The organism is Gordonia amicalis NBRC 100051 = JCM 11271 (assembly GCF_000332995.1).
GTDB lineage: Bacteria > Actinomycetota > Actinomycetes > Mycobacteriales > Mycobacteriaceae > Gordonia > Gordonia amicalis.
In genome coordinates this window covers 1-12,206 of the sequence record NZ_BANS01000041.1, presented here as the reverse complement: position 1 = coordinate 12,206, position 12,206 = coordinate 1, and the positions used below count along the sequence as shown (strand labels likewise).

Annotated in this window: 10 protein-coding genes; 5 read left to right on the top strand and 5 right to left on the bottom strand. The window is 66.5% G+C overall.

Annotation, left to right across the window (positions count from 1 at the left end; translation table 11 throughout):
- Together GOAMI_RS18195 and GOAMI_RS18190 are read right to left on the bottom strand one after the other, a co-directional pair.
- Complete coding sequence (locus GOAMI_RS18195; protein WP_006438049.1) at nucleotides 1-276, bottom strand: DoxX-related protein; 276 nt, start codon at nucleotides 274-276, stop codon at nucleotides 1-3.
- 263 nt (nucleotides 277-539) lie between these two features.
- Complete coding sequence (locus GOAMI_RS18190; protein ID WP_006438048.1) at nucleotides 540-1,532, bottom strand: stage II sporulation protein M; 993 nt, start codon at nucleotides 1,530-1,532, stop codon at nucleotides 540-542.
- A gap of 109 nt (nucleotides 1,533-1,641) precedes the next feature.
- On the opposite strand from GOAMI_RS18190, the gene GOAMI_RS18185 reads away from it, so the two are divergent.
- On the top strand, nucleotides 1,642-2,523 hold the full coding sequence (locus GOAMI_RS18185; RefSeq protein WP_051995438.1) for an RDD family protein: 882 nt from the start codon (nucleotides 1,642-1,644) through the stop codon (nucleotides 2,521-2,523).
- A gap of 29 nt (nucleotides 2,524-2,552) precedes the next feature.
- Here GOAMI_RS18185 and GOAMI_RS18180 read toward each other — a convergent pair whose 3' ends face one another.
- The gene (locus GOAMI_RS18180) at nucleotides 2,553-3,806 is read right to left on the bottom strand and encodes an amidohydrolase (RefSeq protein WP_006438046.1); all 1,254 of its coding nucleotides are present in this window, start codon (nucleotides 3,804-3,806) and stop codon (nucleotides 2,553-2,555) included.
- A 106-nt stretch (nucleotides 3,807-3,912) separates the two neighbouring features.
- A complete protein-coding gene (locus GOAMI_RS18175; RefSeq protein ID WP_006438045.1) occupies nucleotides 3,913-5,103 on the bottom strand; it encodes an acyl-CoA dehydrogenase family protein in 1,191 nt (396 codons plus the stop codon).
- 71 nt (nucleotides 5,104-5,174) lie between these two features.
- Between GOAMI_RS18175 and GOAMI_RS18170 the strand changes: the two genes are divergently transcribed.
- Together GOAMI_RS18170 and GOAMI_RS18165 are read left to right on the top strand one after the other, a co-directional pair.
- Nucleotides 5,175-5,507, top strand: coding sequence for a TfoX/Sxy family protein (locus tag GOAMI_RS18170; protein WP_006438044.1), 333 nt, complete (start codon nucleotides 5,175-5,177; stop codon nucleotides 5,505-5,507).
- 147 nt (nucleotides 5,508-5,654) lie between these two features.
- A complete protein-coding gene (locus GOAMI_RS18165) occupies nucleotides 5,655-7,454 on the top strand; it encodes an alkyl/aryl-sulfatase (protein WP_006438043.1) in 1,800 nt (599 codons plus the stop codon).
- A 202-nt stretch (nucleotides 7,455-7,656) separates the two neighbouring features.
- On the opposite strand, the gene leuS is transcribed toward GOAMI_RS18165, so the two are convergent.
- Entirely contained in the window at nucleotides 7,657-10,542 is a 2,886-nt protein-coding gene (leuS, locus tag GOAMI_RS18160; protein ID WP_006438042.1) for a leucine--tRNA ligase, read from the bottom strand.
- Between the two features lie 131 nt (nucleotides 10,543-10,673).
- Here leuS and GOAMI_RS18155 point away from each other — a divergent pair, with 131 nt between their 5' ends.
- Nucleotides 10,674-11,189 (top strand): SdpI family protein, encoded by a 516-nt coding sequence (locus GOAMI_RS18155; RefSeq protein WP_006438041.1) that lies wholly within the window; start codon nucleotides 10,674-10,676, stop codon nucleotides 11,187-11,189.
- Nucleotides 11,190-11,218: 29 nt separating this feature from the next.
- Nucleotides 11,219-12,206 (top strand): bile acid:sodium symporter family protein (locus tag GOAMI_RS18150; protein WP_006438040.1); only part of this gene is annotated, 988 nt, incomplete at its 3' end.

Below are 12,206 nucleotides of genomic sequence, written 5' to 3'. Positions count from 1 at the left end.
CTAGCTCTTCGCCTGCACCGCCCGGTAGCCGAGGAAGCCCAGGTAGCCGGCCAGCCCGGCCAGGCCGGGGCGTCGGGTGCGGCGTGACACCAGCGCGACGCCGATCGCGGTCTCGCAGGCACCGTTGCGGTAGGTCCACGTCGTGGTGTCCTCGGGGAACACGGGTGCGGTGATGGGAGCGAACACCTCCGGCTTGACGAAGTGCGTCAGACCGACCGCCGCCAGACCTCCTCCGATCAACGAGACCGCGAGCAGAGACTTGTCGTTCTTGGCCATTCGGGTGTTCCTTTCGGGTTACGGGTGGTTTCGATACGGCTCGTCGCAAGCTCCTCACCTACTCAACCCGCAGGCGGGGCACTCCTCGCAAGCTCCTCACCTACTCAACCCGCAGGCGGGGCACTCCTCGCAAGCTCCTCACCTACTCAACCAGCAGGCGAGGCACTCGTCGCAAGCTCCTCACCTACTCAACCAGCAGACCTCCGCCGGCCGAGTAGGTCCGAGGCGCAAGCCGAGGACCGTATCGAGGTCACGAACCATTCCTACACGGTCGGTGCAGTCAGTCCGCGATCCAGCTCGGCGAGGTCGCCGGTTTCACCGGCTCGGTGCGCGCGGCGCCCGGCGACGAAGACGTAGATCATGAACAGCAACCAGGCGGTCACGCCGATCCCGATCCGCGCCCACGTCGGCAGCGGCGAAGGCGTCACGAAGGCCTCGATCACCCCGCACACCAAGAGGACGGCGACGAGACCGAGCGCCACGCCGATGGCGGCCCGACCCTCCTCACCGAGAGCGGCTGCGCGCGTTCGGTTCCCGGGTGACACCCAGGACCAGAAGATCCGGAGCCCGACTCCTGCGGCGACGAACAGGCAGGTCAGTTCGAGCATGCCGTGTGGCAGGAGCAGACCGAAGAACAGGTCTCCGCGACCGTGGCGGATCATGATCGACGCGATCACCACCAGGTTCAGGATGTTGGTGTAGAGCATCCAGATCACCGGCAGGCCGAAAACGCCGACAACGATGCACATCGCGGCCAGCCAGAAGTTGTTGGTCCACACCCGCGCCGCGAACGACGTCGCCTCGTATTCGCTGTAGTAGTTCTCGAAGTCGTTGGTGACGAGCCGTTCGATCTCCTGCGCCGAGGCGAACGAACTCTCGATGCGCGGATGCTCCAGAACCCACCAGGTCATGACCGCGGCCGCGAGCAGACACACGCCCATCACCGTCAGCCACCACCACCGCATCCGGTACAGCGCAGCGGGGAACGACACGGCGAAGAAATCGATGAACGTCGACCAGGTACTCACCCGCGTCCCCGACGCTCTACCCCGGGCCCGCGCCAGCAACGCCGACAGGTACGCGACGAGCGATGCGTCGGGCGCCGACGAGCGGATCACCGAAAGATGCGTCGCCACCCGCTGGTAGGTGTCGATGATCTCGTCGGCCTCGGCTCCGGTAAGACGCCGCCGGCGCGACAACTCATCGAGCCGTTCCCACGTCGCGCGGTGCGCGGAGACATAGGCGTCGAGGTCCATCCGGCCAGGGTAACCGGCATCCGGGTCAACGCAGGACGTGTCATTCGACGGGTGTCGTCTCTGTGCACGGGTGAGGGTGCGAGCCGCGGTTCGCGTCGTATGGTGAGGCGTGCCATCCGTACCGCCGCCGCCAGGACCCCCGGGACCGGCGGGTGTCCCGACCGGCCCGCCGCCGACCGTCTGGGGTGCAGGTGCGTCGGCCACGGTCGGCGTGGGACGCGACGATCTGGTCTCCGGTGAGGCGGTGGCACTGGCGCTGCCGCCAGGCGGTCTCGGCTACCGGATTCTGTCGGGGATGATCGACGTCGCGCTGGGGATCGCCCTCTGGCTGATCCTCTGGTGGCTGACCTACCAGGTGGCCATCGACCTCAACGAGGCCTGGCGGGGCGCCGTCAACACGATGCTGCCCATCGTCAGTGTCATCGCGCTGCCCACCGTCGTGGAGACCCTCACCGGGGGCAAGACCGTCGGTCATCTCGTCGTCGGCCTGCGTACCGTCCGAGATGACGCCGGACCCATCGGGTTTCGGCATTCGCTCACCCGGGCGCTGGTGGGGTTCATCGAGATGTACGCCTGCCTGGGTCTGCCCGCGCTCATCAGTGCTGCGATCTCGCGGAAGAACAAGCGGCTCGGTGACCTCCTCGCCGGCACCTACGTGATCCGGGACCGGCACCGCGTCGAGAAGCAGAATCCCGTCGAGATGCCCGCCGGACTCGCCTCGTGGGCGGTGTCCGCGGACATCGTGGCCCTCCCCGACGGACTCGCCGTGATCATCCGCCAGTTCCTCAACGGTCGTCATGGCATGAAGCCCGAGCCCCGCGCGTTTGCCGCGCGCCGACTGGTCTTCGACGCGGCGCCGTTCGTGGCACCTGCTCCACCGCAGGGTGCGCCGTTCGAGGATGTGCTGTGCGCGATCATGGCCGAACGCCGCCGCCGCGATACGGAGCGACTGGAACGTGAAGCGCGGCTACGGGAACGGCTCTTGCGCTGAGGCCGGCGTACACCGTCCCCGCAGTGCCGTCATCGTGAGGCGGACGGCCCCAACCAGGTGCGGGCCGCGATGACCAGCGCTCGGACTCCCGTCGCCAGCGTCGGATCGATCACCGGCGCGTAGTGCGGAGAGTGGTTGGACGGTACTTTCAGCAGTGCCGGATCCGTCATGTCGCCGGTGGTGAACAGGGACAGATCGGCTCCGCCGAGCAGCCAGTACGAGAGGGGTGCGCCACAACTCGTGGCCAGAATGCCCACGTCCTCACTTCCCGCACCTGCCCCCGGGTCGAGAATGTTGGACGCGCCCAACCAGTCAGCGAAGGCGTCCAGTGTCGTGCGCAGCGCGTCCGGGTCGTTGGTGACCACGGGAAACCGTTCGATCTCGGTGATCGTCGGCTCGTCCGGCGCGCCCGACGCCGCCGCCTCGCCGCGCACGATGCGCTCGACGCTGTCGAGGATCTTGCCGCGCACGGTCTCGTTGTAGCTGCGGATGTTCAGCTGGATCTCGGCCTCGCCGGGAATCACGTTCGCGGCGTCACCGGCGTGGATCGATCCGACGGTGAGCACAGCGGTGGCGGTGCTCGGGATCTCCCGGGAGATGACGGTCTGCAGCCTCAGGACCGTGGCAGCGGCCAGCACGATCGGATCCACGGAGGCCTCGGGCATCGAGCCGTGTGCACCACGACCCACCAGTCGCACCCGCAGTGAATCCGACCCGGCGTACGACGCTCCCGGATGCCCGGCTATCTTGCCCGCGGGCAGTGGCGAGACATGCTGACCCAGCACGACATCGGGTTTCGGAAACCGATCCCACACGCCGTCGTCCACCATCGCCTGAGCACCGGCACCGAGTTCCTCGGCGGGCTGGAACAGCAGGACGACCGTGCCCGACCATTGCGACGTATCGGATGCGAGGATGTCCGCCGCACCCAGGAGACACGTGGTGTGCAGATCGTGGCCACAGGCGTGGGCAACCGGGACCGTCTTACCGTTCTCGTCGGTTGCCGTGACGGTGCTGGCGTAGTCGAGCCCGGTGTCCTCACGGACGGGTAGGGCATCCATGTCGGCGCGCATCGCGATCGTCGGACCGTCCCCGTTTCGCAGGACACCGACCACTCCGGTCCTGCCGACACCGGTGGTCACCTCGAAGCCCGACGTCCGGAGCCGGTCGACGACCAGACCGACGGTCCGGTGTTCCTGGAAGCCGAGTTCGGGATGCCTGTGAAGGTCCTTGTACAGCTCCACCAGCGAAGAGTCGCTGCGGATGTCTGCGGGTGTGGTCATGCCACGACCTTCCGACGGGAGTCGTTTGAAGCCGAGCCTCCATCGTCACACCGCAGGTACCCGAATGTGCTGCTTTCCGACCCTGCGTCGGGGAAGGACGTCGACCTCACCTGAGGTCGGCGCTGGACTTCCCGAGGATGCGGCGCGCGATGATCAGCTGCTGGATCTGTTGAGTGCCCTCGAAGATGTCGAGGATCTTGGAGTCACGAGCCCACTTCTCGAGCAGGGAGGTCTCCGAAAAGCCAGCTGTTGCACCGATTTCCACGGCCTTGTTGGTGATCTCGGTGACCGTACGACCCGCCTTCGCCTTCGACATCGAGGCCTCGGTGGAGTTGGGTTGCCTGTTGTCGGCCATCCACGCGGCGCGCAGGGTGTGCAACCACGATGCCTCCCACTCGGATTCGAGTCGGATGAACTCGGCGACGGTCGCGTGCTGGGATGAGGCCGGGCGGTCGTAGTCGATCTCGTGGCCGGCCTCGTCGAGCATCCGGCGCAGTTCCTCCAGTGCAGCGCGGCCGAGGCCGATCGCCATCGCCGCGACGACCGGGCGCGTGTTGTCGAAGGTCTGCATGACCCCGCCGAACGCCTTCTTGGTGTCGATCTCCGGTGATCCGAGCAGGTTCTCGGCGGGCACGCGGGCGTTCTCGAAGCGAATCACGGCGGTGTCGGAGGCCTTGATGCCGAGCTTGTGCTCGAGCCGGGCGACCGTCACCCCCTCGGTCGTCATCGGCACGACGAAGCTCTTGATGGCCGCACGACCGACGCTCTTGTCGATGGTGGCCCAGACGACCACGTGATCGGCTCGCGAGCCGGCGGTCACGAAGATCTTCTCCCCGTTGATGAGGTAGTCGTCGCCGTCGCGGGTCGCAGTCGTCGAGACGGCCGCCGAGTCCGACCCGAAGCCGGGCTCGGTGATGGCCATCGCGGCCCACACGTCGGAGAACTTCTCGAGCTGTTCGGGGTTGGCGACCGCCGCGATGGCGGCATTGCCCAGACCCTGGCCGGGGATGGAGAGCAGCAGACCCACGTCGCCCCAGCTCATCTCGAGCGCCGAGATCAAGCCGCGCATGTTGGCGCCGTTGACCGACGGCCCGTCGTCGCCGCTCGACGAGTCGGCCGACCGCTCCGACCCGCGTCCCTGCTTGGCCAGTTTCGCGAGGTCGTCGAGTTCGACGGGGTACTCGTGCTCGGCCTTGTCGTATTTCCGTGAGATCGGCCGGAAGATGTGCTCGGCAGCCAGGTGGGTGCGCTCGACCGTCGAATCGAACTTCTTCGGGAGCTCCAGGTTGATCGCCATGGCATGACCTTACTGCTCGGTAAGTTAGTTGCCAAGTCCTTCTCCGTCACACCCGCCGATAGCCTGAGGACGTGGCTTACGACGAGGAACTCGCTTTTCGCATCCGCGCGCTGCTCGCGGCGGAGGCCGGCGTCGACGAGGTTCCCATGTTCGGCGGCCTGGCGTTCCTGATCAACGACAACATGGCCGTGGCCGTGAGCGGCAAGGGCGGGATCATGGTGCACGTGCCGCCCGAGGAGACCAACAGCCTTCTCGAGTACCCCCACACCGCGCCGATGTACATGTCGGCGCGCGAGACTCTCGGCTGGCTCCGCGTCTTCGAGGAAGGGATCGCCACCGATCGTCAGCTGACCCGCTGGGTCACCATCGGCTCCGACTACGCCAGGAAGCTGCCGCCGAAGTGAGGGGCGGCGGCCCCACGAATCCCTGATCCTGCTGTCACAGCCCGGCCGGTGGGCGATACTGTGACCGCAACTGGTGTCAATGGTGTCGGGAACCGAACATCGATCTGATCCGCGCAGTCCGCCGAGCCTGCCGGACGAGGAGATCCGATGCCTGCCGATTTCTCCGACCGAACAGACTTCGACAACGCCAACCGGGGTTTGATCGGGGTCCTGGAACCCGCGGTCATCCACGGTGGTGACGGCAGTGTCGTCTACGACGCCGCGGGTTTCGCGGAGGCAACTGCCGGTGACTGTCCCGACTCCGTCAACGCCAATCTGTGGCGGCAGGCCCAGCTCACGTCGGTTCACGGATTGTTCGAGGTCACCGACGGAATCTATCAGATCCGCGGCTACGACCTCTCGAACATGACGTTGGTCGAGGGCGACACGGGCGTGGTCGTGATCGATCCCTTGGTCTCGTCGGAATGCGCAGCGGCCGGCCTTGCCCTCTACCGTCGGCATCGCGGTGAACGGCCGGTGAGCGCAGTCATCTACACCCATTCCCATGTCGATCACTTCGGCGGCGTTCTCGGCGTCGTCGATGTCGACACCACCGTGCCGATCGTCGCGCCCGAACACTTTCTCGAACATGCCGTCTCCGAGAACGTCTACGCGGGCACCGCGATGCTGCGGCGGAGCATGTATCACACCGGGATCGTGCTGCCAGTCGGCGCGACCGGGACCCTCGGCGCTGGACTCGGTCCCAGCACATCTACTGGGACAGTGGGTTTGATCGCCCCGACGCTCGACATCACCCACACCGGACAGGAAGAGACCTTCGACGGTGTCCGGATGATCTTCCAGGTGACGCCGGGTACCGAGGCGCCGGCGGAGATGAACTTCTGGTTCCCCGATCACCGAGCACTGTGTCTGGCCGAGAACGCAACTCACAATCTGCACAACCTGCTGACATTGCGGGGCGCACAGGTGCGCGACGCCCGCATCTGGTCGCGATACCTCACCGAGGCCATCGAGATGTTCGCCTACGACTCCGATGTCGCCTTCGCGTCCCATCATTGGCCCACCTGGGGCACCGACGAGCTGCTCGTCTATCTGACCCAGCAGCGCGATCTGTACGCCTACCTCCACGATCAGACGCTGCGGCGAATGAATCAGGGATACGTGGGCAGCGAAATCGCCGAGGACTTCCCGATGCCGCCGGTCCTCGACGCGGCCTGGCACGCCCGCGGGTTCTACGGCTCGGTCAGCCACAACGTGAAAGCGATCTATCAGCGGTATCTCGGTTGGTACGACGGCAATCCGGCCCATCTGTGGCAGCACCCACCGGAGGCGGCGGCCGCTCGGTACGTGCGTGCGCTGGGCGGGGTCGAGGCAGCGGTCGCGAAAGCGCAGGAGTTCGCCGACGAGGGAGATCTTCGATTCGCCGCGGAACTGGCCGGCCACGCGGTGTTCGCCCAGCCGGACCATGCGGGCGCGAAAAAGCTCCTCGCGCAGGTGTTCACGAAACTGGGATATGGATCCGAGTGCGCCAACTGGCGCAACAACTTCCTGGCCGGTGCCGACGAGCTCGTCGGCCGGCCGCATCCCGCACCGGTCAGCGGGTCCGAAATCGCGAGCGCGCTCACCATCACCCAACTCTTCGACAGTCTCGCCATCCGCATCGACGGCCCGCGAGCGTGGGACCTGTCGACGTCCATCCGATGGCACTTCACCGACACCGACGAGACCTATCGGATGGAGCTCTCGAACGGTGTCCTGATCCACCACCCGACGCGGCGACAGGACCCCGCCGATCTCGTCGTGACCCTCACCAAGCGCGATCTGCTGGGCCTTCTCACCGGCACGGCCGCCAGTGGTGCCACGTTGGAGGGCGATACGTCCGCGATCTCGACCATCACCGGACTGGTCGATGACCCGGATCCCGGGTTCGCCATCGTCACACCGTGAGCGAAGTCGTTTGGCGGCAACGCAGTTTCGGGTCGCGAGCCCTTCGAGGCTCGTCGCTATCGCTCCTCACACCTCAGGGAGCGGAAACGGCACATCGCCATCGCTCCTCACACCTCAGGGAGCGGAAACGGCACATCGCTATCGCTCCTCACACCTCAGGGAGCGAAGACAGCACGTCGCTATCGCTACGAAGCGCGAGGCGTCAGGGGACGATGTTGACCATCCGGCCGGGCACCACGATCACCTTGCGCGGTTCGGCACCGTCGAGGAGGGCGGCGATCTTCTCGTCGGCGAGGGCAGTGGTGCGCAGGGTGTCCTCGTCGGCGTCGGCGGCGACGGTGATCCGGCTGCGGACCTTGCCCTTGACCTGCACCGGGATCTCGATCGTGTCCTCGACCAGCCACGCCTCGTCGGCGACCGGGAACGGCGCGCGGACGACGAGGGTGTCGTGGCCCAGACGATGCCACAGTTCCTCGGCGATGTGCGGTGCCAGCGGCGCGAGCATGATCACCAGCGCTTCGACGGCATCCCTTGGCGCACCGGCCTTCTCGAAGTTCTTGGTGAGGTGGTTGGTCAGCACGGTCAGCTTGGCGACGGCGGTGTTGTTGCGCAGGGCCGCGTAATCCTCGCGGACACCGGCGATCGTCTTGTGCAACAACCGCTTCGTGTCGTCGTCGGACTCGGCGTCGGCGACGCGCAGCTCACCGGACTCCTCGTCGACGACCAGGCGCCAGATGCGCTGCAGGAACCGCTGCGAACCGACGACGTCCTTGGTCGCCCAGGGGCGTGACTGGTCGAGCGGACCCATGAACATCTCGTAGACGCGCAGGGTGTCGGCACCGTAGTCGCGGCAGATGTCGTCGGGGGTCACCGAGTTCTTCAGCGACTTGCCCATCTTGCCGTACTCCTGGCGCACCTCTTCACCGTTGTAGAAGAACTTGCCGTTCTCCTCGGTGACCTCCTCGGCCGGCACATAGATGCCGCGCGAGTCGGTGTACGCGTACGCCTGGATCATGCCCTGGTTGAACAGCTTTCGATACGGCTCGCGGCTGGTGACGTAGCCGAGGTCGAACAGGACCTTGTGCCAGAACCGCGAATACAGCAGGTGCAGCACGGCATGTTCGACGCCACCGATGTAGAGGTCGAGACCACCCGGATCGTTCGGACCATGCAACTCGGGACGCGGACCCATCCAGTAGGCCTCGTTGTCCTTGTCGCACAGGGTTTCCTGATTGGTGGGATCGATGTAGCGCAGCTGGTACCACGAACTGCCCGCCCACTGCGGCATGACGTTGGCGTCGCGGGTGTAGGTCTTGAGACCGTCGCCGAGATCGAGCTCGACGGTCATCCACTCGCCGGCCTTGGCCAGCGGGGGCGACGGCTCGCTGTCGGCGTCATCGGGGTCGAAGGAGACCGGTGCGTAGTCCTCGACCTCCGGGAGTTCCACCGGCAACATCGATTCGGGCAACGCGTGCGGCTGGCCGTCGGCGTCGTAGACGATCGGGAACGGCTCACCCCAGTAACGCTGGCGGGCGAAGAGCCAGTCACGCAGCTTGTACTGGATCTTGCCGGTGCCCACGCCGTCGGCCTCGAGGCGTTCGACGATTGCGGCCTTGGCGTCCTCGACGTTCTTGCCGTCCAGGAAGTCCGAGTTCACCAACGGGCCGTCGCCCATGTAGGCCTCGACCTGGACGTCGGTGTCCGAGCCGATGACCTCGATGATCGGCAGGCCGAACACGGTCGCGAACTCGTGGTCGCGGGCGTCGTGCGCCGGGACGGCCATGATCGCGCCGGTGCCGTAACCCATGAGGACGTAGTCGGCGATGAAGACCGGAACCTGGTGTCCGTTCACCGGATTGATCGCGAAGGACCCGGTGAAGACGCCGGTCTTCTCCTTGTTCTCCTGGCGTTCGAGGTCGGACTTCGCCGCGATCGACGCGCGGTACTCCGCGACGGCCGTCACGGGATCGCTGCCGCCGCGTGTCCACCGATCGTCGGTGCCCTCCGGCCAGGCGTCGGCGGTCAGTGCGTCGACGAGCGGATGCTCGGGGGCCAGCACCATGTAGGTGGCACCGAAGAGCGTGTCCGGGCGGGTCGTGAAGACCTCGATGTCGCCGACACCGGGCGCACCGAACCGGACCTGCGCACCCCGCGAACGGCCGATCCAGTTGCGCTGCATGGTCTTGACCTTCTCCGGCCAGTCCAGCAGGTCCAGGTCGTCGAGCAGCCGGTCGGAGTAAGCGGTGATCCGCATCATCCACTGCCGCAGGTGCTTACGGAAGACCGGGAAGTTGCCACGATCACTGCGACCGTCGGCGGTGACCTCCTCGTTGGCCAGCACCGTGCCCAGACCGGGGCACCAGTTGACCAGCGAATCACTCAGGTACACAAGGCGGTGGTCGTCGATCACCGCGGTGCGCTCGGCCGGCGTCAGATCCGCCCAGGACTTGCCGGCGTGCTCGCCGGTGAGCTCACGTGTGCCGGCGGCGAACTCCTCGACCAGCTCGGAGATGCGTCGGGCCCTGCCCTGATCCGCGTCGAACCAGGCGTTGTAGATCTGCAGGAAGATCCACTGCGTCCAGCGGTAGAAGTCGACGTCGGTGGTCGCGACGCGACGACGCTCGTCGTGGCCGAGGCCGAGTCGTCGGATCTGACCGAGATAGCGCTCGATGTTCTGCTCGGTCGTGGTGCGCGGATGGGTGCCGGTCTGGACGGCGTACTGCTCGGCCGGCAGACCGAAGGAGTCGAAACCCATCGTGTGCAGAACGTTCTTGCCGGTCATCCGCTGGTAGCGGGCGAAGACGTCGCTGGCGATGAACCCCAGCGGATGGCCGACGTGCAGACCCGCACCCGAGGGGTAAGGGAACATGTCCTGGACGAACAGCTTGTCGGGAGCGTCGGCGCTGCCGCCGCCGAACGCGCTCAGGTCACCGGCGAGCGGTCCGACGGGATTCGGTGCCTCGTAGGCATGCTCGTCGGACCAGGTCTGCTGCCAGCGCTGCTCGAGCTCACCCGCGATCTCCGCGGTGTAGCGATGAGCGGTCGCCCCGGCGGAGCCGTTGGTGCTGGTGGTGTCGACTGAAGTCACCCGACCAGGGTAAATCCTGTGCCCGACCAGCCTGAAATCCGGTCAGCTCGTCACCGCGCCATAGCAGGCAGGTCCATGAGGTGCAGTTCACCCGGGCACGCTCGATTCGGTTGCACAGCGGACCCAGTCGTATGCTGTGGGTCGTGAATGCCCTGTCCGTCGTCGTTGCCGTCCTGCTCTTCGCACTGGCCGGGCTCTGGACCACGGTCGGGGTCCGCGGTCTCCGCGGCACTCTTCCCCGCAACCGCCGTCTCGGTGTTCGCACCGACGAGACCATGCGCTCCGATGAGGCCTTCCGCGTCGCGAACCGCGTCGCGGCACCCGGAACGCTCGGCGCGAGTGTGATCCTCGTCCTCGGTGCGGTCGCCACCCTGGCCGTCGACGGCGGCTGGTCCGTCCTCTTCGGTGTCGTCGCCCTGGTGGCCGCGCTTGTCATCATCGGCCTGGTCAGCGCCATTGGCGTGCGCGCGGCGGCGACCGTGCCGGCCGAGGACGCGGGCTGCTCCTGCTGTTCGGGTCACGACGACGCGCATTCCGCCGAGAAGCCGGCCGGGGCGGAGTCCGACGCGGCTGCCGACTGCGGCACCAGCAGCTGCGGTGCGTGCTCGCTGCGCGGCGTCTGCGCGAACGACACCGCGCAGGCCTGATCGTCACCCGCGGTCGGCAGCTCTGACATATGCGCGCGCTCAAGAACCTCCTCGACCGCTCACCGATCGACGGATTCATCCTCGCGATCGTGGCGGCGGTCGTCGTCGCCGCCTTCCTGCCTGTCCGCGGGGCCGCCGGGGACGCATTCGAGTGGATCGTCGTCGTCGCGATCGGTGCTCTGTTCTTCCTCTACGGCACGCGACTGCACCCGCGCGAGGCTCTCGACGGTCTCAAGCACTGGCGACTGCACCTGACGATTCTCGCGTTCACCTTCGTCGCGTTCCCGATCATCGGTCTGGCCCTCAAACCGGTCGTCGAGCCGCTGATCGGTGACGACCTCTATGCCGGGCTGCTGTTCCTGTGTCTGGTGCCCTCGACGGTGCAGTCGTCGATCGCGTTCACCTCCATCGCCAAGGGCAACGTCGCCGGCGCCATCGTCAGCGCCTCCGCGTCGAACATCCTGGGTGTGTTCCTCACCCCGGTACTCGTCGTCGCACTGATGCAGAACACCGGAGACGCCACCATCGACGCCTCGGCGATCCTGAAGATCGTGGCGCAGGTCCTGGTGCCGTTCGTCGTCGGTCAGCTGGCACGACCGTGGGTCGGGCCGTTCTTCGCACGCCACGCCCACATCACCAAGCTGGCCGATCGCAGCGCGATCGTCCTCGTTGTCTACGTCGCCTTCAGCGAGGGCGTCGAGAACGGCATCTGGTCGTCGGTCGACGCAGTGCAGGTGATCGCCGTGTCGCTGATCTCGCTGGTGTTCGTCGTGGTCGTGCTCGCGATCACCGGATGGCTGCCCACGAAGCTCGGCTTCGACCGTGCCGACACCATCGCCATCCAGTTCTGCGGCACCAAGAAAAGCCTCGCCACCGGACTCCCGATGGCGACCGTGCTCTTCGCCGGCTCGACCGTCGGCCTCATCGTCCTACCGCTGATGATCTTCCATCAGATCCAGCTCATCATCTGCTCGTGGCTGGCGACCCGGTATGGACGTGAGGCGGAGGCGGTCGAGG

Bases quoted from the DNA above. Each gene is read 5' to 3' on its own strand.
- GOAMI_RS18195 (WP_006438049.1), bottom strand. From the start codon at position 276: ATGGCCAAGAACGACAAGTCTCTGCTCGCGGTCTCGTTGATCGGAGGA.
- GOAMI_RS18190 (WP_006438048.1), bottom strand. From the start codon at position 1,532: ATGGACCTCGACGCCTATGTCTCCGCGCACCGCGCGACGTGGGAACGG.
- GOAMI_RS18180 (WP_006438046.1), bottom strand. From the start codon at position 3,806: ATGACCACACCCGCAGACATCCGCAGCGACTCTTCGCTGGTGGAGCTG.
- GOAMI_RS18175 (WP_006438045.1), bottom strand. From the start codon at position 5,103: ATGGCGATCAACCTGGAGCTCCCGAAGAAGTTCGATTCGACGGTCGAG.
- GOAMI_RS18165 (WP_006438043.1), top strand. From the start codon at position 5,655: ATGCCTGCCGATTTCTCCGACCGAACAGACTTCGACAACGCCAACCGG.
- GOAMI_RS18155 (WP_006438041.1), top strand. From the start codon at position 10,674: ATGCTGTGGGTCGTGAATGCCCTGTCCGTCGTCGTTGCCGTCCTGCTC.